The following is a 23,153-nucleotide window of genomic DNA, read 5'->3' as shown; positions in this document are numbered from 1 at the left end:
CACGGCCCGGCGTCACCCCAGGACCGAGGTGAGCGCGGGGAACCAGCGTTCGGCGATCAGCCGGTCGCCGGCGGCGTTGGGGTGCACTCCGTCGTAGGTGTGCGCGCCGGTGTCGAACCCGGTCCACTGGTCCACCACGATGACCGGGGACTCCGGGGTGTTCTCGGCGGCGGCCCAGTCGGGGATCGCGGCGTTCAGCCGCTGGACGCCATCGCCGCAGCCGGCGCAGCTCCGCGCCGGATCCATCGGGATGATCTGGGCGACGAGGATCCGCATCTCGGAGTTGTGGGCGCGCATCTGCGCTACGAGCGTGCCGTAGGCGTCCAGGATCGTGGCGGTGGGGATGCCGCTCCACACGTCGTTGGTGCCGAAGTGCATGAGGACGACGTCGGGGTCGGTGGCCTGGAGCCAGCCGACCAGCAGGCCCTGATTCGCGACGTTGGTCACGAGGTAGCCGCCGTGTCCTTCGTTGTCGCCGTCGTGGTCGATCCCGCACCCCTGGGGCGGCAGGGTGCCGACGAAGTCGAGGCCGGTGTGGCCGCTCTCCCGGAGCGCGTCCCACAGCAGGGCGCGCCAGCAGCCGGGCGAGCCGGTGATGGAGTCGCCCAGCGGCATGATGCGGGTGGCGTCCTGTTGCCCGGCCGCCGCGGCGGCCGGGGCGGCGCCGAGCACGGCCAGCGCCAGGGCGATCGCGGTCCCCAGGCCGGTCAGCGGGTGCAGGATTCGGCGAAGCGTGCGTGAACGGGGCATCGTGCTCCTTCCGGTCTCCCCTCCGCGGGGAGAGGGGGCTGGGAGCGCTCCCGGACCTGCCGATCGTAACCGCGCCGTGCCGGTGTGTAAAGCGCGGCCGGTGGCGGCCCGCCGGATCGGGCCTTCGTGGCTGCACCGGCCGCGCGCGGCCGTGTCGGTCCAGGTCGCCTGTGTCCGGCCCCTATTCTGTAACGGTGCGTATCGGGTTGTTCACGGACTACTTCCTGCCCGCAGTGGGGGGAGTCCAGACGCTCGTGGCGGCCCAGCACCGGCTGCTGACCGAGCGGGGCCACGACGTGACGATCGTGTGCGCCAGCTACGGGCAACGGCGCGACATGCGCGCCGCGCACGTCATCCACCTGCCCAGCGCCGCGCGGCTGGCGTTCGACCAGCACCGCCCCTACCTGCCGCTGCCGCACCACCAGCGTCGGCTGGTCGCCGAGATCGCCCGGCGCGGGGGTTTCGACATCGTGCACGGTCACACCGAGTTCGGGTTATCGATGGCCGCCCGCGCGGTCGCACGGGCCTGCGACGCTCCCTATGTCGTCACCATGCACACCCTCATGCACCGCCAGCTGGAGGACACCTTCGCCGATCCGCTGCTGTGGTCGCGCCGCCTGGTCCGCCTGCAGCGGCTCATGCTCCGCCCCGGACCCGACACCTACCGGCCGGCCGAGGACGCCACCCCGGCGCAGCACAACGTGTGGCGTTTCATGGTCCGGCACGCCAACACCGCCGACGCGGTCCTGGTCCCCTCGCGGCACTTCGCCGAGAAACTGGCCGACCGGGGGGTGCGCCCGCCGCTGCACGTGGTGCCCAACGTGACCGTCACCGCCCGCGACCGGCCGGAGCGGACCGCCGCGCGGGAGCCGACCATCGTGTGGGCCGGCCGGCTCAGCGCGGAGAAACGGGTCCTGCCGTTCCTGGAGGCGCTGCGCACCCTGCCCCCCACCGGCTGGCGGGCCGAGGTGTACGGCGGCGGCGCGCAGGAGCGGGAGTGCCGCGCCTTCCTCGCCGCACACCCGATGCCGGTCCGGCTGTTCGGCGCGCGCCCGCACGCCGAGGTGCTCGCCGCACTCGACCGCGCCGACATCGCGGCGATCACCTCATGCGGCTTCGACAACCACCCCATGGCCGTCGTTGAGGCGGTCGCGGCGGGGCTGCCGATCCTGGCGTGCGACCCCGACCTCAGCGAGGGCGTGACCCCGGAGAACGCCGTGCTGACCGAACCCGACCCGGCGGCCATCGGCGCCGGTCTCGGCCGCCTGGTCCGCGACGCCGGCCTGCGCGCCGCCCTGGCCGCGGGGTCCCGGCGGCTGGCGGCCGACTACACCGGCGAGCGGTTCGCCGAACGGCTGGAACGGGTCTACCGGGAGGCACTGGCCGGGCGGCGGACGGCGCGCTCCCGCTCCGCGTGAGCGCCCGCCGAACGGGCGGCGATCAGGGGATCGGGCGGGAGACCGCCTCGTCGTGGGAAGAGAAGAGCCGGCTGAGCGACAGCCCCTGGTCGGGCGCGTAGGCCCGCAGCACCATCGCGAGCGCGGGCTGCGCCGGAACGAGGACGGCCGCGTGGATGGCCCACGCTCCCGCCGCCGCGCGCCGTTCGCCGTGCAGCCGGTAGGTGCGCGGCCAGACCCGCAGGTACCGGCTCACGTCGCGGGGGGAGCCCGCCGCCCGGCGCGCGGAGATGGACGTGCGCAGCGACTTCGCGTAGTGCACCCGCCGTCCCAGCCGGTGCAGGTGGATGGCGAGGTCCAGGTCCTCGTAGATGTCCGGGCCCGGGCAGGCGTGCTCGCGCAGCTCCTGCCAGCATTCGCGGGTCAGCGCCATGTTGGAGCCCCACAGCATCGGGTAACCCGCCAGCACCCGGTTCGCCTGGTGGCAGAACAGCCGGTGCGTGGCCTGGGTGGCGCGCGGCAGCGGCGCGTCGTAGAACCAGGACGGGCCGGTCACCGCCGAGACGGTCGGGTCGGCCGCCGCCTCCCGCAGCCGCAGCGACCAGTCGGGCTCCACCACGGTGTCGGCGTCGATGCGCCCCAGCACATCGCCCACGGCCTCGTCGAACCCCCGGTTGCGTGCCGGGATCAGCCCCTGCCGGGTCTCCCGCACCACCCGCACACCACGGTCCGCGTACCGGCCGGCGATCTCCGCGGTCCGGTCGGTGGAGTTGTTGTCGATGACCAGGACCTCGTCGACCGGTGAGATCTGGCCGACCAGTGCCTCCAGGCAGCGCCCGATCACCGCCTCCTCGTTGAAGGCCGGGACGATCACCGAAATCCGCACAGTTGTCCTTACTCTCTAGGGCCGGCGCGGCGGCTCTCCACCGCCGTGGCACCCTCGCGGCGTCCCGGTGGTGCGGACTCCGGCTCGGCCGGTGGAGATCGGCGCCGGCGGAACGCGGGAGCATACCCGGAGAATTCGCCACGGCCATCACGGCGCACCGCCCGGCATGGCCGGTATTGCTGGGTCGTGGTCGCCCAGCAGTTGTCTACCCGTGTCGGTCGGCTCTCTACCGACAACAAGAGATATCTACTGGGTCAGCGTCACCATGTCCTTGAATCGAGATGAAAACCTTGCTCTCCCGGCGCAGCCGCCGGGTGAACCGGACCGCTCCATGCCGTGAACGCCGACACCGGCCCGCGCGGCACGCCGCTGATCCGACCCTAGCCGGGATCCGGCGGTCGGCGCGTGCCGCGGCCGGGGCCGCCGCCCGGCAGCCAGGCGGGGAGCGCCAGCGGCGGCTTCGGCGGGCGGGCCGCCACCCGGGTCCACTCGCGGGCGAGCAGCGCCCGCACCCGCTGCCGGTCGGTGCGCGGTGCCGCGTCGCCGGGGAGGAGCGGTTCCGCCAGGGCCAGGACGCGCCGCAGTAGTTCGGTGGAGTCGGGGCGCCCGGCCGGGTCCTTCGCCATGGCGGCCAGCACCAGCTCCTCCAAGCCGGGCGGCAGCCCCGCCAGGTCGGGCTCCTCCAGCAGCACCCGGCGCGCCAGCACCTTGGGGTGCCCGTGACCGAACGGGTCGTGCCGGGCCGCCGCGAACGCCACCAGCGCGCCCCACAGGAAGACGTCGGACCGGTCCGTCACCGGCCGGCCGCGGTACTGCTCCGGGCTGATCCAGCCCGGCGTGCCCACGAGGTCGGGCCGCCCCGCGCCCGTGGAGTCCCGCGTCCGGCCCGGCCGGGGTGGCAGCGCCGAGGGCACGGGCAGCCGCAGGTCGCGCACCCGGCGCCGCATCCGGCGCAGCCGCAGCCACAGCGTCGGGTCCTCGGCGGCGTGCGCGATGCCGAAGTCCAGCACCTTGGGGCCGGTGGGTGCCAGGACCACGTTGCTCGGCTTGAGGTCGCGGTGCACGATCCCCACGGAGTGCATGGCGCGTAGCGCCTCGGCGACACCGGCGGCGAGCCCGAGCAGCATGCCGCCGCGCAGCGGGGCGTGCCGCTCCACGTGGTGCCGCAGGGTCGGGCCCGGAACGAACTCGGTGGCCAGCCAGGGCAGCGGCGCCTCGACGTCGGCGCGCAGGAACCGCGGGACGCACGAACTGTCCACCCGCACCATGAGACGCGCCTCGCGGGCGAAGCGGCGCCGGAACGCCGGATCGACCGCGTGCGCCGCGTGCACCACCTTCACGGCCAGGTAGCCGGAGAGTTCGGGCGTGGTGCCCGCGTACACCGTGCCCATGCCGCCGGAACCGACCCGGCCCACGATCCGGTACGGCCCCACCTCGCGCGGATCCTCGGGCCGCAGCCGGGCCAGCCGCCGGCGGCCACGGGCGATCACGCCGGGCCTCCCCACGGCCCGGTGGTCGGTGGCACTTCCGGTACTGGCACTGGACGTCCTGGATGTCGGGTCAGCGGACGCAGAGAGCATAGATCCTGCGGGCGCGGGCCGTCGCCCGTCTCCGCCGCCCCCCGGATCACCCGTCGGCCACCGGCCTGGGGCAGGCTGGGGCGATGACACCGGACAACGGATGGGGACCGCGCGCGTTCCAGATGGTCCTGCTGCGCCGCATGGCCGACCAGCGGCCCGAACTGGTGGAGGGGGCACTGCGCGCCCTCAACGCCACGCGGACCGAATCACGCGAGGTCAACCGCCGGTGGCAGGCGATGCTGCGCTCCCGGACGGCTCCCCAGGGCGTGCGCCGCTACCGGTACGTGCTGGGGGCGGCCGAGTCCGTCGCCGACCGGCCGTTCGGCGACCTGCGGCTGCGCCGCCACCACTGGCGGCTGCCGCTCTGGCCGGACCTGCGCTGGGAGGTCGTCACCGGGCCGGGCGGGGCGGTGTGGCAGGAGTGGCTGGTGCGCGCCCCGGGCACGCCCGCCCCGGTGCCCCGGCACGTCGGGGAGTTGCGGCCGTGGGCGCTCGTCGTGGACGACGTCGCGCGGGCGTTCGCCCCGGTGACCCCCATGGAGGGCACCGCGCCTTCGCGGTGGCGGCTCGCGCTCACCGCGTCCGGACCGGACGGCGCGGTGGGACGGTACATCGCCGACTTCACGTGGGGGCTGCTGCAGACCGTCACACCGGGCGGCGGGCCGGCGGGCGCCGGGCCGGCACCGCGTTGAGCCACCGGGAACAAGGGCGGCCACCCGGCGCGTTGCACCGCCGGGCCACCGGAAAACCGGTTGCGGTCCCGCTTATCCTGTCCCCTGTATGAGAACGCCGCCTGTGCCGCCCTCCCCCCTCGCCGAACTGCGCGAACGCCTCACCGAGCTGATGCCGTCCGACCGGCACCGGCTGCGTCGGCGTATCGACGGGCTCCAGAAGATCCGCGACTCCCGCAAACGCGACGCGGTGGTGGCCGCCATCTCCGCCGACGTCGACGCCGCGGAGCAGCGGATCCGGCGGCGCCGCACCGCCGTCCCCGAGATCGAGTACCCGCCGGAACTGCCGGTCAGCCAGAAGAAGGACGATATCCTCGCGGCCGTCCGCGACCACCAGGTGGTGATCGTGGCCGGCGAGACCGGGTCCGGCAAGACCACGCAGCTTCCCAAGATCTGCCTGGAACTCGGCCGAGGCGTGCTCGGCACCATCGGGCACACCCAGCCGCGCCGGCTGGCCGCGCGCACCGTCGCCGAGCGCATCGCCCAGGAGCTCGGCACCTCGCTCGGCGACGCCGTCGGCTACAAGGTGCGCTTCACCGACCAGGCCGGCGGTGACACGCTCGTCAAGCTGATGACCGACGGCATCCTGCTGGCCGAGATGCAGCAGGACCGGCTGCTCCGGCAGTACGACACCCTCATCATCGACGAGGCGCACGAGCGCAGCCTGAACATCGACTTCCTGCTCGGCTACATCAAGCAGTTGCTGCCGCGCCGGCCCGACCTCAAGGTCATCATCACCTCGGCCACCATCGACCCTGAGCGGTTCTCCCGGCACTTCGGAGACGCCCCCATCGTGGAGGTGTCGGGCCGCACCTATCCCGTCGAGGTCCGCTACCGCCCCATCACCGGCGACGGCGCGGACACCGGCACGGCCGGGAACGGCACCGCCGACAACGACCGCGACCAGACGCAGGCGATCTGCGACGCCGTCGACGAACTGCGCGCGGAGGGGCTGGGCGACATCCTGGTGTTCCTCAGCGGCGAGCGGGAGATCCGCGACACCGCCGAGGCGCTGGAGAAGCTGAAGCTGCCCGAGACCGAGGTGCTGCCGCTGTTCGCCCGGCTCTCGGCGGCCGAGCAGCACCGGGTCTTCGCGCCGCACCGCGGCCGCCGGATCGTGCTGGCCACCAACGTCGCCGAGACGTCGCTGACCGTGCCCGGAATCAGGTACGTGGTCGACCCCGGCACCGCGCGCATCTCGCGGTACAGCCATCGCACCAAGGTGCAGCGGCTGCCGATCGAGGCGATCTCCCAGGCGTCGGCCAACCAGCGCAAGGGCCGGTGCGGGCGGGTCGCGGAGGGCGTCTGCATCCGGCTGTACTCCGAGGAGGACTTCCTCTCCCGGCCGGAGTTCACCGACCCGGAGATCCTGCGCACCAACCTCGCCTCCGTCATCCTGCAGATGGCCGCCCTGGGGCTCGGCGATATCGCCGACTTCCCCTTCGTGGAGGGACCGGACCGCCGCCAGATCAAGGACGGCATCCTGCTGCTGCACGAGCTCGGCGCGATCGACCCCGACGAGCCCGACCCGCGGCGGCGGCTGACCCCGCTCGGCCGCCGGCTCGCCCAGCTGCCGGTGGACCCGCGCCTGGGCCGCATGGTGCTCGAAGCCGGTGACAACGGCTGCGTCCGCGAGGTGATGGTCATCGCCGCCGCGCTGTCCATCCAGGACCCGCGGGAGCGCCCGGTGGACAAGCAGCAGGCCGCCGCGGAGCGGCATGCCCGGTTCGCCGAGAAGGACTCGGACTTCCTCGCCTATCTCAACCTGTGGGGGTACCTGCAGGAGCGGCAGCGCGAGCTGTCCTCCAGCCAGTTCCGCCGGATGTGCCGGACCGAGTTCCTCAACTACCTGCGGGTCCGCGAGTGGCAGGACATCTACCACCAGCTCCGCCAGGTGGTGAAGACCCTCGACATCACGGTGAACACCGCGCCCGCCGACCCGCAGAAGGTGCACGTGTCCCTGCTGTCCGGGCTGCTGTCGCACATCGGGCTCAAGGACCCCGACAAGCACGAGTATCTGGGTGCCCGCGGCGCCCGCTTCGCGATCTTCCCCGGGTCGGGGCTGTTCAAGAAGCAGCCGCGCTGGGTGATGGCCGCCGAACTCGTCGAGACCTCCCGGCTGTGGGGCCGCATGGCCGCGCGCATCGAACCGGAGTGGGCGGAGAACCTCGCCGGTCATCTGGTCAAACGCAGCTACAGCGAGCCGCACTGGGAGAAGAACCAGGGCGCGGTCATGGCGTACGAGAAGGTCACCCTGTACGGGGTGCCCATCGTCGCGCAGCGCAAGGTCAACTACGGCCGGATCGACCCGCAGGTGTCGCGGGAACTGTTCATCCGGCACGCGCTCGTCGAGGGCGACTGGCAGACCCACCACGCGTTCTTCCACGCCAACCGGCGGCTGCTCGACGAGGTCGAGGACCTGGAGCACCGCGCGCGGCGCCGGGACATCCTCGTCGACGACGAGACACTGTTCGACTTCTACGACCGGCGGCTGGGCGAGGAGTGCGTCTCGGCCCGGCACTTCGACTCCTGGTGGAAGCGGGTCCGGCGCGGGCAGCCGGAGCTGCTCAACTTCGAGAAGTCGATGCTGATCAACGAGCGCGCCGAGGACGTCAGCGAGCGCGACTACCCCGACGTCTGGCGGCAGGGCGAGCACACCTTCCCGCTCACCTACCAGTTCGAGCCGGGCGCGGACGCCGACGGCGTCACCGCGCACATTCCGCTCAAGGTGCTCAACCAGGTCGAGAGCGACGGGTTCGACTGGCAGATTCCCGGACTCCGCGAGGAGCTGGTCACTGCGCTGATCCGGTCGCTGCCCAAACCGATCCGCACCTCCTTCGTTCCGGTCCCCGACCACGCCAGGGCGGTCCTCGCCCGGCTGCGTCCACATGAGGAGCCGCTGCTCGACGCGCTGGGCCGCGAGCTGGGCCGCACCGCCGGGATCCGCATCCCCTCCGACGCCTGGCAACTGGATCGGGTGCCCGACCACCTCAAGGTCACCTTCCGGGCGGTCGACGACCGCGGCCGCGCCCTCGCCGAGGCCAAGGACCTCGACGAGCTGCGTCGCAGGCTCAAACCCAAGCTGCAGGCCGCCATCTCGGCCGAGGCCAAGGGGATCGAGAAGACCGGCCGCACCGCGTGGGACTTCGGCCCGCTGCAGCGGCGTTTCGAGCGCAAGACGGCCGGGCACGCGGTCCGCGGCTATCCGGCGCTCGTCGACGAGGGCGACAGCGTGGCCGTGCGGATCTTCGACACCGAGGCCGAGCAGCGGCACGCGATGTGGGCCGGAACCCGGCGGCTCCTCCTGCTGCGGATCCCCTCACCGGTGGCCGTGGTACAGCGCGGGCTGGGGAACCGGTCCAAGCTGGTGCTCAGCGACGGCCCGCACGGCAGCGTGCCGGCGCTGTTCGACGACTGCCTCACCTGCGCCGTGGACGCGCTGATGGCGGAGGCCGGCGGCCCGGTCTGGGAACCGGCGGCGTTCGACGCCCTCGCCGACCGCGTGCGCGCCGACCTCGCCGACACCCTCGCCGAGGTGGTCGCCGCGGTGGAGCGGGTCCTCGTGCTCTGGCAGCAGGTGCGGCGCCGGATCAAGGGCACCACCAGCCTGGCCGTGCTGCCGTCGCTCAACGACGTGCAGGGACAGCTCGCCGAGCTCGTCTTCCCCGGTTTCGTCACCGCCGCCGGGCGGCGTCGCCTGCCCGACCTCGAACGCTACCTGCGCGCGGTCGAGCACCGGCTGCACAAGCTGCCGGAGAACCCGCGCCGCGACCAGACGCACCTGGCCAAGGTCGCGCAATGCCGGACCGCCTACGACAAGGCGGTGGCCGACCTGCCGCCCGGCCGCGCGGCCGACGCCGACGTCCGGGAGGTCCGCTGGATGCTGGAGGAACTGCGGGTCAGTTACTTCGCGCAAGAGCTGGGCACGGCCTACCCGGTCTCTGACAAGCGCATCGCGAAGGCGCTGCAGAAGCTGGCGGGGTGATCGGCGGCCGGTTCTGTTCAGCCCAAGCGCGACCATCGCCTTGCCTTGTACTCCATGGAGCCTGTATAGCGGTGTGAATGCTTCCGAGGGGTCGTTATGCGACAGAATGGACAAAAAGTGGTCACCGGTGAACACCGCAGCCCTTCATACGCGACCTTCTTCTACGCGGGACACCCCTCCTTCATGATGCCGTCCGCGATCTACCGCCCCGGCGCCTCCGAGATGCTGATCCGCAGGTTCCAGGCGAGCCAGGGGTGGACGGAACACACGGTGGCCGTGCCCCCCGTCCTCTCCCGGGAGGAGTTCTCCCGGCTGGCCCGCGATCACGGGGCACTGGAGAACATGACCGGCACCTTCCGGAGTCCCGCCGTGGGGCAGGTCGCGTACTCCGACGCGGGAACCGTGCTCGTACACCATCCCGAAATGAGTCAGGCCGGGCGGCCGCGCGGCGACGGTGTCGTCCCGAGCTGGGGACCCCTGCCGGTCAGGCCGGGCCGCGGAGAAGACCTCGCGGAGACCGCCGACGCGAATTTCGTTGTGCTCGACGCCCACCGCCGGCCGACCGGCGAGGATCGCGCCGCGGTCGCCGCATGGCTGACCCAGGAGACCGCCGGAAGCCGGCTAACCGCCGAGTACCTCGGGGTGGCCGCCGCGTCGAAGCCGGGCCAATCGGCCGAGCCCCGGCCAGTGGAGGAGGCGGCACACTCCGCCAGGCCGCCGAATCCGTCCCCGGAGCCCGTACGGGGTGGCGTGGACCGCGGGACGGGGCCGGCGTGGCCCCGGTCCGGCGTGGTGGCGAACCGCCGCGGCGACACGCCATCGACCTGGCGGACCTGGCGGCGCGACGCCCCTGGCCGAGGACCCCGCGCGGGCGGCTGACGCCGTACCCCCGCTGGACCGGCATGTCTTTTGCGGCCGGTTGCCGTCAGCGATCAGGTGACCGGGGTGCCGGAGCGATGGCCGTGCGGGGGAGCCACCGTAGCCGTGCGGGCTCATCCGGGGACGCCGGGGCGGGTCATCGTGGGGGTGGGACCGGCCGCGGCGACGCGGGGGTGCGGTGATCCACACGGTGTCGTGCCGGAAGAGGCGCGCGGCGACCGGCCGGATCGAAGCGTGTCCAGGCCGGGTGGCAGAACGTGACCTCGGGCGCCCTCGCTTCCTGTCCGAACCGCTCCGCCCCGGAGCCGCTCGGCTAGCTAAAACGATTCAAGCCGAGCGGTAGCATCAGAGGGCGGCTCCGGCCTGCCCGGGGCCCGCAGCCGTACCTCTCGCCGGGCAAGGGAGCCGAACGTGTCAGCCACCGCCTCGCAGCCGTCGTCATCCCGGCGGCCGGTCGGAATCGGCGAGGTCGCGGCGCGCGCCGGGGTGTCGCCCGGGACGGTGTCCAACGTGCTGAACCGGCCGGAGCGGGTGGCCGAGGCGACGCGCCGGCGGGTGCAGGAGGCCATCCGCGAGCTGGACTACGTGCGCAACTCCTCCGGCAGCAGCCTCCGGTCCGGCCGCAGCGACTCGATCGGGCTGCTCGTTCTGGACGTCACCAACCCGTTCTTCACCGAGGTCGCGCGCGGTGTGGAGGACGAGGCGGTCGAGGCCGGGCTCGCCGTCATTCTGCTCAACTCCGCCGAGCGCCCGGAACGCCAGCGCAGGTCGCTGCGGCTGCTCGCCGAGCAGCGCGCCGCGGGCGCGGTCGTGATGCCGGTCGACGACGACCTTTCGGACCTGCACTGGCTGCGGCAGCGCGGGATCTCCTGGGTGCTGCTGGACCGTGGCGACGTCGCCGCCCACGAGGGGTGCGGGGTCAGCGTCGACAACCACGCCGGCGGGCTCGCGGCCGGACGGCATCTCATCAGCCTCGGCCACGAGCGGCTCACCTTCGTCAGCGGCCCATTCGCGATCGAACAGTGCCGGGACCGCCTCGCCGGCCTGCGCGCGGCGTGCGTCGAGGCGGGGCTCGACCCCACCGGGGCGGTGCGGATCGTGGAGCGGCCCCAGCTCAACGCGCGCGCCGGGGCCGAGGCGGTCGAGTCCGTGCTGGCGGGCGGCCCGCGCCGCCGTCCGCAGGCGGTGTTCTGCGCCAACGACCAGCTCGCGCTGGGGCTGCTGAAGTCGCTGGGGCGGCGCGGGATCCGCACCCCGGACGACATCTCCGTCGTCGGCTACGACGACATCGACGTCGCCTCGCTGGTGCACCCGGGACTGACCAGCGTGGCGCAGCCCAAGTACGAGATGGGCCGCGCGGCGATGCGGCTGCTGCTCTCCGAGCTCCACGATCCGGCGCACCGGCACGAGCGGCTGCGGTTCGAGCCGACGCTCGTGGTGCGCGATTCCACCTCGGCCCGGCACTGACCCGGCCCGGAACACCGCGTACGGCGGCGGGAGAACCAGGGCGGACATTGTGGAAAACGCGCCCGGCGGCCGGCGATCACGCTAGGTTGTCTCCGATGGACGCTCTGAGTGTGGTTTGTCCCGGGCGGGGCCGGGGGCGGCGGGGGAGTCCGGCCGAGCGCCGGGTTTCGCCCGGACTGCCGCTGTGTAACACCACGGTGACGGTTTGCGCGCCCGGTGGCGTATCGTCCGTCCGTTCCATGGCAACCGCCAAGGTCAGGATCGAGAAGGGGCGTCCGAACCGGTGTCGCACGCGTCGGGAACGCCTGCTGTGTAGGGATTTCCTGTGCTAGTGTTTCGGCCGATTCGATTGTATGTAGGCGGCTTTATTGGCGGTTCACTGGCCGGATGCGCGGCGAGGAGTGGTCGCGGACGCCATCCTCGGTTCCCGGCGGACGGCCGTCCCGTCGGGACCCCGGTGAGCCAAGACGCGCGGTGGTCTCCCGCCGAACCCGTGTCGCCGGCCCGCCGTCGTTGGTCAGTCCCCCTTTATCGAGGAGATGTGCTGTGGCACAGGCGCCGTCATCTGCTGATCGCGCGGACCATCCTCTGTCGCACATGATGCGTCAGGACTACCACGCCTCCAGCGCTGCCAAGGGCGGCCGGTTGCGCCGGGTCCTGGACTGGTTCGGCTTCCCACGGCGCCGGGAGCCCGCGCCGTGGCCCGCGGCCCCGCAGCCGCCCGGCGAACAGCCGGCCGCTCCCGCACCGGCCGCCGAGGAGGGCGTGTCCGGCGACGGAGGCGCCGACTCCGCCCCGGTGCTTTCCGAGCTCCCCCAGACGCCGGGTGACCAGCAACTGGTCACCGCCACCCTGGCCAGCCTCGCGATGCGCGACCTCACCCTGGTCGACTCGCTGCTGGCCATCGTCGAGAACCTGGAGGACTCCACGGAGGACCCCGAGCTTCTCGACCAGCTGTTCAAGATCGACAACCTCGCCACCCGGATGCGGCGCAACGGTGAGAACCTGCTGGTCCTCGCCGGGCAGGACAGCAGCGACTCCCACATGGAGCCGGTGCCGCTGCTCGACGTCGCACGCGCGGCGCTGTCCGAGATCAGCGACTACGACCGGGTCCGGCTGGGCCGGCTGCCGGAGATGTTCCTCTCCGGCCAGGCCGCCGACGACATCAGCCACCTGCTCGCCGAGCTGCTCGACAACGCCACCGCCAAGTCGCCCGACCACGCGCAGGTCGTCATCAGCGCCCAGCCCATGGGCGAGGACAAACTGCTGCTCACGGTCGAGGACGAGGGAATCGGTATCCCCGAGACCCAGCTCAACGCGCTCAACGAGCGACTGAGCGGTGCCCCCGTGCTCGACGAGCAGGTCATCCGGCACATGGGCCTCTACGTGGTGAGCCGCATCGCGCACCGCCACGGTCTCCAGGTGCAGTTGCAGGCCCGCGCCTTCCGCGGCCTGAGCGCCCACGTGGTCGTGCCCAACGAGCTGCTCAGCGTCACCGGCCCCGCGACCGCCCCCGAAGCCCTGAGCCCCGAACCCGTGCGCGTCGCGCCCATGACCCCGCCCACCGAGCGCCCCTCAACTCCCGTGACCGCTTCCGCAACGCCCAACAGGCCCCGTAACGAGCCCACCGACACCGACGAAACCGGTTCCTTCACCTCGGCAGGGCTCCCTCGCCGGAGTTCGCGGGCGACCACCATCCCCGCCCCGATGCCGGAAGCCGACAGCGCCGCCGATGTGGCGGACGACGCCGACGGCGAGAGCAAGGCCGAGCGCATCCGCGAGGATCTGGAGGGCTTCCTGGAGGGTCAGCGCGCCGCGACCAAGGACGAGTAGCGCCGCGACGCGCGCCCCACGAATCGTCACTTTCACACGCAACGACCAAGAACCTGGACGGACATGGACAACCGCCTGAGCGAGAGCGCTGAAAACTTCACCTGGCTCATCTCCAACTTCGTCGCCGAAGTGCCCGGCGTCGAGCACGCGGTCGTGGTCTCCTCCGATGGCCTGCTGCTGACCGCGTCCCGGGACTTCCCCGAGGAGCACGCGGAGCAGCTGGCGGCCATCGCCAGCGGTCTGCAGAGCCTCGCCGACGGCACCGCCCGGATGTTCGGGAAGGGAGACGCCGAGCAGCTGATCCTACGGATGCGGCGCGGCTTCCTGTTCGTGATGTCCATCAGCGACGGTTCGTCGCTCGCCGTCCTCACCTCCGGTGACGCCGACATGAAGATCGTCGCCTACCAGATGACCCTGCTGGTGGAGAACGCCGGCCACGTGCTGACCCCCCAGCTGCGGTCCGAGCTCCGCGAGGTCATCGCCCGCTGACGTCCCGTCTCTTTACGACTCCGGAGCGAATCATGAAGAGGTTTTCACCGCAATGAGCTATCGCAGGCGAAGGGGCGCGCGGATTCGTCCCTATACCTTCACGGGTGGGCGAACCCGGTCTCGCCATCCATTGATGGTGCAGACCCTCGTGTCGACCGCGGACCCTGGCACCGAGCCGCCGAACAACCTCATGCCGGAGTCGCAGAACATCTACCGGCTGTGCCGCGAAGCGCGATCGGTCGCCGAGATCGCGGCCGAGCTGAAGATCCCGCTGGGCGTGACCCAGGTGCTGCTGAGTGACCTCGCGGACCAGGGGCTCGTCTACATCCACCCGACCATCACCGGACACAGTCCGTCGGAAAACCAAGTTCTGGAGAGGGCGCTCCGTGGGCTCGAACGTCTCTTCCAATGACACAGCGTCGATGATGTCGACCAAGATCGTCATCGCCGGCGGATTCGGTGCGGGGAAGACCACCCTCGTCGGATCAGTGTCGGAAATCCCTCCGGTCACCACCGAGGCGGTGATGACGGAGGCCAGCCGGGCGCATGACGACACCTCCGCCACGCCGCAGAAGGTGACCACCACCGTCGCCATGGACTTCGGTCGGCTCACGCTCGACCGGGAGCTGATCATGTACATGTTCGGCACCCCCGGCCAGGCACGGTTCTGGTTCATGTGGGACGACCTGGTGCGCGGCGCGGTCGGTGCCGTCATCGTCGTCGACAGCCGTCGGCTGGCCGACTGCTTCGACGCGGTCGACTACTTCGAGAAGAACCAGAACATTCCGTACGTCATCGCGCTGAACAGGTTCGACGGCGAACTCGAATACACCACCGAGGAGATCCGCGAGGCGCTGGAGATCGGGCCCGAGGTGCCCATCATCGACTTCGACGCCCGCGACCGCCGGTCCTCCGGCAACGTCCTCAAGCGGCTGCTGGAGTACACGCTGTCGCGGCCGCAGAGCGCCGAACTGGTCGGCTGACCGGCGGCCACGGCACGCTGTCCGGGTGGTCCGGGTCTTTCGCCCACGGTGGGAGTCCCGGACCACCCGGCGTGCTGCCATGGTGCCGCGCGGCGCTTCGGCATAGGATGCGCCGCGCGCCCTGACCCCGGTGGCCGGGCGGTCCCACCACCGAGTGCGAGAGGGCGGGCATGAGCGAACGGCAGCTGCTCTGGATCGGCGGATACGGCGCGGACGACTCGGGTGCCGCCGACATCCGCCGCGTCCGGCTGGACCCCGCCACCGGCGACCTCGCCGACGGCGGCGCCGCCGCGCGTACCGCGAACCCCTCGTTCCTCGCCCGGCACCCGCACGGTGGCCTGCTGTACGCCGTGAACGAACTCCCCGATGGGGGCGCCGTCACGGGTTTCACGGTCGGGCCCGGCGACACGCTGACCGAGACGGGCACGGTGCCGACCGGCGGTGGCGCACCCTGCCACCTTCTCGTGCATTCCGCCGGCCGCCGGCTCGTCGTGGCCAACTACCAGGACGGCGCCGTCTCGGTGCACCCGCTGACCGGCACCGGAGCCCCCGCGCCACGGGAGCGGTTGCTCGCCGGTTCCGGCAGCGGCCCGGACCCGGAGCGCCAGGAGGGCCCGCACGCGCACAGCGTCACGGCCGCCCCCGGGGGCCGCCACCTGCTGGTCGCCGATCTCGGCGCCGACGAACTGCGCCGCTACCCCGCCGACCCGGACACCGGCGCGATCAACGGACCGGGCGGAACCGCCGCCTGCCTGCCGCCCGGAACGGGGCCACGGCACGTGGCCGTGCACCCGAGCGGCCACCTGCACATCGCCGGTGAACTCGACGCCCGCGTGCACGTGCTGCGGTGGGACCCGGCCTCCGCCACCGCCCGGCACGTCACCGCCGTCGCCGCGACCGAGACCACCGGAACGCGCTGCCACCCCTCGGAGGTCGTGCTCTCACCCGACGGGCGTCGGCTCTACGTCGCCAACCGCGGCCCCGACACCGTCACCGTGTTCGCCGTCGAGGCCGACGGCGCCGTCCTGCGCCGCCTCGCCGAGGTCCCCACCGGAGGAGCCTGGCCGCGGCACTTCGCGCTGGTGGCCGGCCACCTCATCGTGGCCAACCAGCGGTCCGGCACCCTCACCGTGCTGCGTGTCGACGAGCGCACCGGCATCCCGCGGCCAACCGGCCACCGCCTCGACTCCCCGCGGCCGGCCTGCGTGCTCCCGGCGGCCGGCTGACCCGCCCGCCGGTCCACAGCTCCGGCGCGCGGGACCGGCCGGTCCCGCCCGGACCGACGAGGCGCCCGGAGCAGTCCCACAACTCCGCGGTACCGAATGTTGTCGGATCCGACATTCCGGTGGTCGGCACCCGTGGCCAAGATGGGGGAGGACCCGCGCCGAACCGACCCTCCGAAGGACGAACATGGCCGAACCTGCCGAAACCCCCGGACCGGCCGCACCACAGATCCGCCGCCGTGGCCTGACCGCGCGCGACACCGCCCTGATCGCGCTGTTCGCGGCGCTCATCGCGGTCCTCAGCATGCCGATCGCGATCCCCGTCGGGCCGGTGCCGATCACCCTGCAGTCGCTGGCCATCATGCTGGCGCCCAGCCTGCTCGGCGCCAAACGCGGCGCGCTCGCCGTGCTGACCTTCCTGGTGCTCACCCTGGCCGGCCTGCCGCTGCTGCCGGGCGGACGCGGCGGGCTCGCGCCGTTCCTCGGCCCCACCGGCGGGTACATGATCGGCTGGCTCGCGGGCGCGCTGGTGATCGGGTTGCTCACCGACCGCATGCTGCCGAAGTACCGCTTCTGGCCGGGGCTGGCCTGCAACGTGCTCGGCGGGATCGTCGTCATCTACCTCTTCGGGCTGCCGTGGAGCGCGGTCGTGCTCGGCGACGGCATGGTGGCCACCCTGGTCGGTGCGTTCGTCTTCCTCCCCGGCGATCTCGCGAAGGCCGTCATCGCCGCGCTGGTGGCGGCCGGCGTGCACCGCGCCTACCCGATTCCGCCGGCGGGCCACCGGGTGGAACCGGAGGGGCCGGAGCCCGGCCCCTCCGGTGACGGCGCGCCCCGCCCGCCGAAGTAGGCTGCGCTCGGTCCCCACCCCGCCGCCCCGAACCCCGGAGGCGGCTCCGTCCAGCAGGAACAACGGAAGCAGATGCTGCTGCAACTGGAGAACGTGACGCACGCCTACGACGGGCGGACGGTGCTGCGCGACGTCTCGGTCCGCATCGCCGAGCGCAGGGTCGCCCTGATCGGCGCCAACGGGTCCGGGAAGTCCACTCTGGCGCGACTGCTCAACGGGCTGGTCATCCCCGACTCCGGCCGTGTCCTGGTGGACGGGCAGGACACTCGCCGGCACGCTCGCGCGATCCGGCGCCGGGTCGGGTTCGTCTTCTCCGACGCCGACACCCAGATCATCATGCCGACGGTCGCCGAGGACGTCGCGGTCGGGCTGCGGGGCGACGGCCTGAGCGCGGCGGAGACCGCGGCCCGGGTCGACGATGTCCTGCGCCGCCACGGGCTGGCCGACCACCGCGACCACCCCGCCCACCTGCTCTCGGGCGGCCAGAAGCAGATGCTCGCGCTGGCGTCCGTGCTGGTCACCGCGCCCGACGTCCTGGTATGCGACGAGCCGACCACGCTGCTCGACCTGCGCAACGTCCGGGTCATCTCCGAGACGCTGCGCGGGCTGCCGCAGCAGGTCGTGCTGCTCACCCACCATCTGGAGATGATCGCCGACTTCGACCGCGCGCTGGTCATGGACGGTGGCCGGATCGTCTTCGACGGCGCGCCCGGCGCCGCCGTCGCCCACTACCGGGAGCTGATGGAGCACCGGCCGTGAGCGTGCTCGGGCTGTACGTGCCGGGCGACACCGTGGTGTACCGGCTGCCGGCCGGCGCCAAGCTGCTGGTACTGCTGGCCGCGGTCACCGGGCTGCTGCTGGTCGCGGACCCCTGGGTCGCGGTGGGCGCCACAGCGGCGGTCGCGGTGCTGTACCCGGTGTGCGGGCTCGGCGTCCGGCGGCTGTGGGAGACGCTCCGGCCGCTGCTGCCGTTCCTCGTGCTGATCGCCGCCGTGCAGACGCTCACCGAGGGCTGGGAGGTGGCGGCCCGGGTGTGCGGCCAGCTCGGTGCGGCGGTGCTACTGGCCGGGCTGGTCACCGCGACGACGCGGGTCACCGCCATGCTCGCCCTGTTCGAGCGGCTCGCCCGGCCGCTGCGCGTCTTCGGCGTCCGCCCCGACCGCGTGGCGCTGGTCCTGGCCATGACGATCCGCTGTGTGCCGATGGTCGCGCGAGCCTGGCAGACCGCACGCGAGTCCTACGTCGCCCGCGGCCTGCGCCGCCGGCCGCACCGTATGGTCGTCCCGGTGGTCGTCAACCTGCTCCGCTCCGCCGAGGCGCTGGGCGAGGCCATGAGCGCCCGCGGACTGGACTGACGGCCGGTCACGGCGCCCGGCCGCGACGGACCGCGAGGGAGCCGAGGGCCGGGGAGTCCCGGCCGCGGAACGGATCGCGGATCCCGGGCGATCGTTCGCCCGGCGTACGCTACTCCGGCACGGTGCCCCCGGCCAGCCGCTGACCGGCCGGTCCGTGATCGGCCAGCCGGGCCACGGGCCGGACGCCCTCGGGACCGTCCGGCCGCAACCGCACCACCCGGCCCTCCAGCCGGGCCCGCTCCGCGGCGAACACCAGCAGGTGCGAGCGCAACGCGTCCTCACCACTGGTCGCCACCCGGGACGGATCCCCGGCCGCCACCGCGGGCAGGAACTCCGCGAGCAGCCCGCCGTCCCCGCCGCCGTGGCCCGAGTCGATCAGGCCGTCGTTGGCCGCGGCCACATCGACCACGTCGGTGCGGTCGGTGAGGAAGTCGTAGTGCGTGATGCGGCTGCCGTCGCAGTACAGTTCGCCCCGGGTGCCGAAGATCCGGGTCTCGCGCGGGCGCGGGCGGTTGAACGCCGTCATCGTGAAGGTCGCCGTCACGCCGCCGGTGAACTCCAGGGACACCACCTGGTGGTCGACCACGTCGTTGTCGCAGTGGTAGACGCACCGCCCGTACGGCCCGGTGCGCAGCGCCTCGGCCACCGTGTACTCGGTCGGCTCCGGGGTCAGCACGTCGAGCGGCCAGCCGGTGCGGCCCTCGGCGAGGAACCGGCCGTAGACGCGCGGTGCGGAGTAGGGGCAGTCACGCTCCACCGCGCAGTCCACGCAGCGCTCCGCCGCGCCGGGCGGCGCGTGCTCGGGCCGGAAGTGCCGCAGCGACCCGAACGAGGAGACCGCCACGGCGTCCCGGCCCACGATGTAGCGGAGCCAGTCCAGGTCATGGCAGGACTTGGCCATCAGCATCGGCGCGGTGCTCTCGGCGCTGCGCCAGTTCCCCCGGACGTAGGAGTGCGCCTGATGCCAGAAGCCGACCGGTTCGAGGTGGTCGACGCTGACGATCTCCCCGATCCGCCCCGAGCCGACGATCTCCTTCAGCATGCGCGTGTAGGGGGCGTACCGCAGCACATGGCAGACGCCCAGGATCACGCCATTGCGCCGGGCAGCGGCGACGATCGTCTCGCAGTCCTCCCGCGTCTGCGCGAGCGGCTTCTCCACGAGCAGGTGGTAGCCCCGTCCCGCCAGCGCCACCGCCGGTTCCAGATGCGCGTCGTCGAGCGTGCACACCAGCGCGGCGTCGGCGAACCGCGGCAGCGCCGCCGCCTCCCGCCAGTCGGCGAATCGCAGCTCCGGCGGCACCCCGTGCTCGTCGGCGAGCGGCTCGCGGTAGGCGGCCCTCGGCTCGGCGACGGCGACCACCTCGGCCACCTCCGGATGCCGCCGGATCCACCTGGCGTAGCCGCCGCCACGCGACCCCGCACCCACGATCAGCACCCGTACCGGTGACATGCCCTCTCCCTTCCCAGGTTCCAGGCAGCGGCGCGCCCCCGCCCGGTCAACGAAATCCGCCCGCCGAAAGCCCCGAGACGATGCGGCGCTGGAACAGCAGCACCAGCACGACCAGCGGCACGGTGACCACCACGCCGGCGGCCATCTGCGAACCGAACGGCTGCTGGAACTCGGTGTCCCCGGCGAACTTGGCCAGCGCCACCGTCACCGGGTTGGACGCCAGCGTGATCGACACGACGCTGGAGATCAGGTACTCGTTCCACGCCGCGAAGAACACCAGCAGCCCCGTGGTGACCACGCCCGGCACGGCGAGCGGCAGGATCACCCGGAAGAAGGCCGCGATGGGGCCGCAGCCGTCCACCCGCGCGGCCTCCTCCAGCTCCCACGGCATCTCGCGGAAGAACGTGGTGAGCACGAAGATCGCCAGCGGCAGCGCGAAGCTGATGTTCGGCACGACCATCGCCTGGTACTGGTCGATCCAGCCCCAGTCGCTGAACAGCTGGTACAGCGGGGTCACGATGGCCACGCCGGGGAACATCGAACAGGCCAGGACCAGCGTCAGGACGAGGTTGCGGCCCCGGAACCGCAGCCGCGCCAGCGCGTAGCCGGAGAACACCGCGATGACCATGGCCGACACCGTGGTCGCCACCGCGATGACGACGCTGTTGCGCACCGCGTAGCCGAAGTCGTTCTGCCCGCCGAAGACCCCCCGGTAGTTCACCAGCGTGGGGTCCTCCGGCCAGAGCCGGTTCGAGGCGATCTCCGCCGGCCCCTTGAGGCTGGACACCAACATCCACCAGAACGGGGCCAGGCAGTACAGCACCAGCAGCACGATGCCGGCGCCGATCACCCACGACTCCCACGTCCAGCCGCGCCGCGAAGCCCCGGCGCGGGAACGCGGACCGCCCGGCCGCGTCGCGCGCGCGGTACCCCCCACCACCGTCACCGTCCCCCCTCCGCCCGGAACCCCGCGAACACGTTGGCGCCCATCGCGCGGATCAGCAGGAACGCGCACAGGAACACGAACAGGAACGTCAGCGTGGACAGGGCACCGCCGTAGCCGGCCTTGAGCTCGCCGGTCGCCGTCCGCACCACCAGGATGGACAGCGTCTCGGTGTTGTTCGCCCCGCCGGTCAGGATCTGCGGCAGGTCGTACATCCGCAGCGCGTCCAGCGTGCGGAACAGCACCGCCACCACCAGGGCGGGGCGGACCAGCGGGAGCGTGACCGAGGTGAACCGGCGCCACGCCGACGCGCCGTCCAGCGCCGCGGCCTCGTACAGGTGCGGCGGGATGGTCTGCAGACCGGCCAGGATCAGCAGCGCCACGAACGGAGCGGTCTTCCACACCTCGGCGACGATGATCGACCACTTCGCCGGCCATTCGGCGCCGCCCCACACCACCTGGGTGCCGAGCAGCGCGTTGACGATCCCCTCCGGCTGCAGCATCCAGTCCCACATGACCGCGCTCACCGCGGTGGGCAGCGCCCAGGGGAGCAGCACGGCGGCCCGCACCACGCCGCGCCCGCGGAACGCCCGGTGCATGACCAGCGCCATGGCCAGGCCGAGGGCCGTCTCCAGGACCACGCTGACCACGGTGAAGAACACCGTGTTGCCCACGGCCGCCCAGAAGTCCTCCCGGTCGAAGCCGACGAGCGCCTGGAGGTAGTTGTCGGCGCCGACGAACACCGGGTCGCGCCCGATGGGGTCGTCGAACAGCGACCGGACCACCGCGGAGCCGACCGGGTAGCAGACCACGAGCCCCAGGGCGACCACGGTCGGCACCAGCAGCCAGAACGCCAGCCTGCGCTCGACGCCCCGCTCGGTGATGGGCCGGCCCCGGGGCCATGGCCGACTTGGAGGGCGGGTGCCGCCCGGCGCGCCCGATGCGCCGGGACCGGCGTTCGCCGGGCGAACGGTACGGGCCGTGCCGCCCGGCACGCCGGCCGCCAGCACCCGCCCGGGCGGAACGCCCGCCGGGTCGCCGTGCCGCGTCCGCCGCCAGGTCCGCCGCGTCATGTGCCCCGCACCGCCCTCTCCAGTTCCTCCTGCATGTCCGTCACGGCCTCGTCAACGGTCGCCTCACCGGTCATGGCGTCGTAGGCGTGCTTCTGGATGGCGTTGGTGACGTCGGTGTAGCGCGGCGTCACCGGGCGGGGCCGCACCTGGTCAAGGGCCTCACGCAGCGGCGCGAGATAGGGCCGCGTCTCCAGGATCTCGGGATCGGTGAACAGCGCCTCACGGGCCATGGGGGTACTGGTCTCCTCCAGCCAGCCGCGCATGACCTCCTCGCTCTGCAGGAACTCGATGAACCGCAGGGCCTCGGCCTTGTGGTCGCTGTAGGCGGACAGCCCGAGATTGTTCCCGCCGAGCGTGCCCGTGCCGGGACCGTCCGGGCCGGGCAGGGGAGCGGCGTCGAACCGGCCCTGGACCAGTGACTCCTCGCCGGGGTCGTCCATCAGCGGGTAGGCGAACGCCCAGTTGCGCATGAAGAGCAGGTCGCCCCGCTGGAAGGCGAGCCGGGTCATGTCCTCGTTGTAGGTGAGCGCGGCGCGCGGGATGTGGCCGTCGGCCATCGCGTCCACCAGGAACCGCAGGCCCTCCCGGCCTTCGGGCGAGTCGACCCGGACCTCGCCGTCGGGGGTGACGACCTCCCCGCCGGCCGAGGCCACGGCCTCCATGAACGCCACCGTGAGTCCCTCGTACCGCATGAACTGGGCGGCGTAGCAGTCCATGTCGTGCTCCTCGGCCACCCGGCAGTCATCGAGGAGTTCGGCCCAGGTCTGCGGCGGGCCGTCCAGCAGGTCGCTGCGGTAGAAGAGCAGGCCGGTGCCGGTGGCCCACGGGGCCGCGTACAGCCGGCCGTCCCAGCGCGCGGTCGCCGCGGCGGCGTCCACGATCTCGGGACCGGCGAACCGGTCCTCGTCCAGCGGGCTCAGCCAGCCGCGGGCGGCGAACTCCGCCGTCCACACCGCGTCGACGTACAGCACGTCGTAGCGGCCGGTGCGCGCCTGCAGGTCCTGCACGAGCGTCACCCGCTGGGCGTCGGCGGCGGCCGGCAGCGCGACGTAGCGGACCCGTGCGTCGGGGTTGGCGGCGTTGTACCGGTCGACCAGCGCCTGGAAGTCACCGCCGCTGGCCCGGGTGGCGACGAACGTGACCACGGCCCCGTCGCCGTCATCGGGCAGACTGCCGGCGCACGCCGTACCGCCGAGGAGCAGGGCCAGCCCGAGAGCGAGCGTCGACGCGAGCCGTCCGGGACCTGCTCTGCCCATGCGGACCCCCGTTCGCCCCTCGG

20 protein-coding genes are annotated in these 23,153 nt (G+C 72.7%); 13 read left to right on the top strand and 7 right to left on the bottom strand.

What is annotated here, in order from left to right:
• Window positions 1-12: 12 nt before the first annotated feature.
• Complete coding sequence (locus tag ACFQRF_RS19145; RefSeq protein ID WP_379872501.1) at window positions 13-750, bottom strand: SGNH/GDSL hydrolase family protein; 738 nt, start codon at window positions 748-750, stop codon at window positions 13-15.
• A 194-nt stretch (window positions 751-944) separates the two neighbouring features.
• Between ACFQRF_RS19145 and ACFQRF_RS19140 the strand changes: the two genes are divergently transcribed.
• Complete coding sequence (locus tag ACFQRF_RS19140) at window positions 945-2,168, top strand: glycosyltransferase (protein WP_379872500.1); 1,224 nt, start codon at window positions 945-947, stop codon at window positions 2,166-2,168.
• Between the two features lie 22 nt (window positions 2,169-2,190).
• Here the strand turns inward: ACFQRF_RS19140 and ACFQRF_RS19135 are convergent, their stop codons facing one another.
• Both ACFQRF_RS19135 and ACFQRF_RS19130 read right to left on the bottom strand, forming a co-directional pair.
• Complete coding sequence (locus tag ACFQRF_RS19135) at window positions 2,191-3,033, bottom strand: glycosyltransferase family 2 protein (RefSeq protein WP_379872499.1); 843 nt, start codon at window positions 3,031-3,033, stop codon at window positions 2,191-2,193.
• Between the two features lie 380 nt (window positions 3,034-3,413).
• Window positions 3,414-4,523: a serine/threonine-protein kinase gene (locus ACFQRF_RS19130; RefSeq protein ID WP_379872498.1), complete on the bottom strand. Its 1,110-nt coding sequence runs from the start codon at window positions 4,521-4,523 to the stop codon at window positions 3,414-3,416.
• Between the two features lie 173 nt (window positions 4,524-4,696).
• Between ACFQRF_RS19130 and ACFQRF_RS19125 the strand changes: the two genes are divergently transcribed.
• From ACFQRF_RS19125 to ACFQRF_RS19070, 12 genes are all read left to right on the top strand, one after another.
• Complete coding sequence (locus tag ACFQRF_RS19125; protein ID WP_379872497.1) at window positions 4,697-5,305, top strand: hypothetical protein; 609 nt, start codon at window positions 4,697-4,699, stop codon at window positions 5,303-5,305.
• 88 nt (window positions 5,306-5,393) lie between these two features.
• Complete coding sequence (gene hrpA, locus ACFQRF_RS19120; RefSeq protein WP_379872496.1) at window positions 5,394-9,329, top strand: ATP-dependent RNA helicase HrpA; 3,936 nt, start codon at window positions 5,394-5,396, stop codon at window positions 9,327-9,329.
• A gap of 96 nt (window positions 9,330-9,425) precedes the next feature.
• The gene (locus ACFQRF_RS19115; RefSeq protein ID WP_379872495.1) at window positions 9,426-10,208 is read left to right on the top strand and encodes a hypothetical protein; all 783 of its coding nucleotides are present in this window, start codon (window positions 9,426-9,428) and stop codon (window positions 10,206-10,208) included.
• 411 nt (window positions 10,209-10,619) lie between these two features.
• Complete coding sequence (locus ACFQRF_RS19110; protein WP_379872494.1) at window positions 10,620-11,675, top strand: LacI family DNA-binding transcriptional regulator; 1,056 nt, start codon at window positions 10,620-10,622, stop codon at window positions 11,673-11,675.
• 597 nt (window positions 11,676-12,272) lie between these two features.
• Window positions 12,273-13,508, top strand: coding sequence for a sensor histidine kinase (locus ACFQRF_RS19105; RefSeq protein WP_379872493.1), 1,236 nt, complete (start codon window positions 12,273-12,275; stop codon window positions 13,506-13,508).
• Window positions 13,509-13,571: 63 nt separating this feature from the next.
• Window positions 13,572-13,997, top strand: a complete 426-nt coding sequence (locus ACFQRF_RS19100) for a roadblock/LC7 domain-containing protein (protein ID WP_114400793.1) — start codon at window positions 13,572-13,574, stop codon at window positions 13,995-13,997.
• Window positions 13,998-14,049: 52 nt separating this feature from the next.
• Window positions 14,050-14,409 carry a DUF742 domain-containing protein gene (locus tag ACFQRF_RS19095; protein ID WP_114400794.1) on the top strand — a complete coding sequence of 120 codons (360 nt, stop codon included), beginning with the start codon at window positions 14,050-14,052 and terminating at the stop codon, window positions 14,407-14,409.
• A gap of 13 nt (window positions 14,410-14,422) precedes the next feature.
• Entirely contained in the window at window positions 14,423-14,980 is a 558-nt protein-coding gene (locus tag ACFQRF_RS19090; protein ID WP_379872651.1) for a GTP-binding protein, read from the top strand.
• Window positions 14,981-15,150: 170 nt separating this feature from the next.
• On the top strand, window positions 15,151-16,206 hold the full coding sequence (locus ACFQRF_RS19085; RefSeq protein ID WP_379872492.1) for a lactonase family protein: 1,056 nt from the start codon (window positions 15,151-15,153) through the stop codon (window positions 16,204-16,206).
• A gap of 184 nt (window positions 16,207-16,390) precedes the next feature.
• A complete protein-coding gene (locus ACFQRF_RS19080; protein WP_379872491.1) occupies window positions 16,391-17,053 on the top strand; it encodes a biotin transporter BioY in 663 nt (220 codons plus the stop codon).
• A 75-nt stretch (window positions 17,054-17,128) separates the two neighbouring features.
• The gene (locus ACFQRF_RS19075) at window positions 17,129-17,812 is read left to right on the top strand and encodes an energy-coupling factor ABC transporter ATP-binding protein (RefSeq protein WP_379872650.1); all 684 of its coding nucleotides are present in this window, start codon (window positions 17,129-17,131) and stop codon (window positions 17,810-17,812) included.
• Window positions 17,809-18,408, top strand: coding sequence for an energy-coupling factor transporter transmembrane component T family protein (locus tag ACFQRF_RS19070; RefSeq protein WP_379872490.1), 600 nt, complete (start codon window positions 17,809-17,811; stop codon window positions 18,406-18,408). Before ACFQRF_RS19075 ends, ACFQRF_RS19070 begins: the two co-directional genes overlap by 4 nt.
• A 109-nt stretch (window positions 18,409-18,517) precedes the next feature.
• On the opposite strand, the gene ACFQRF_RS19065 is transcribed toward ACFQRF_RS19070, so the two are convergent.
• The 4 genes from ACFQRF_RS19065 to ACFQRF_RS19050 all read right to left on the bottom strand — a co-directional run bounded on the left by ACFQRF_RS19065 (window position 18,518) and on the right by ACFQRF_RS19050 (window position 23,130).
• On the bottom strand, window positions 18,518-19,858 hold the full coding sequence (locus ACFQRF_RS19065; protein WP_379872489.1) for a Gfo/Idh/MocA family protein: 1,341 nt from the start codon (window positions 19,856-19,858) through the stop codon (window positions 18,518-18,520).
• 46 nt (window positions 19,859-19,904) lie between these two features.
• A complete protein-coding gene (locus ACFQRF_RS19060; protein ID WP_379872488.1) occupies window positions 19,905-20,708 on the bottom strand; it encodes a carbohydrate ABC transporter permease in 804 nt (267 codons plus the stop codon).
• Window positions 20,709-20,800: 92 nt separating this feature from the next.
• Complete coding sequence (locus ACFQRF_RS19055; protein WP_379872487.1) at window positions 20,801-21,874, bottom strand: carbohydrate ABC transporter permease; 1,074 nt, start codon at window positions 21,872-21,874, stop codon at window positions 20,801-20,803.
• A complete protein-coding gene (locus ACFQRF_RS19050; RefSeq protein ID WP_379872486.1) occupies window positions 21,871-23,130 on the bottom strand; it encodes an ABC transporter substrate-binding protein in 1,260 nt (419 codons plus the stop codon). Before ACFQRF_RS19050 ends, ACFQRF_RS19055 begins: the two co-directional genes overlap by 4 nt.
• Between the last annotated feature and the right edge of the window lie 23 nt (window positions 23,131-23,153).

Source organism: Marinactinospora rubrisoli, assembly GCF_042664915.1.
In the GTDB taxonomy this organism is placed as follows: Bacteria; Actinomycetota; Actinomycetes; order Streptosporangiales; family Streptosporangiaceae; genus Marinitenerispora; species Marinitenerispora rubrisoli.
Note: the sequence above shows the minus strand (reverse complement) of the source record. Positions and strands in the feature narration are given on the sequence as shown.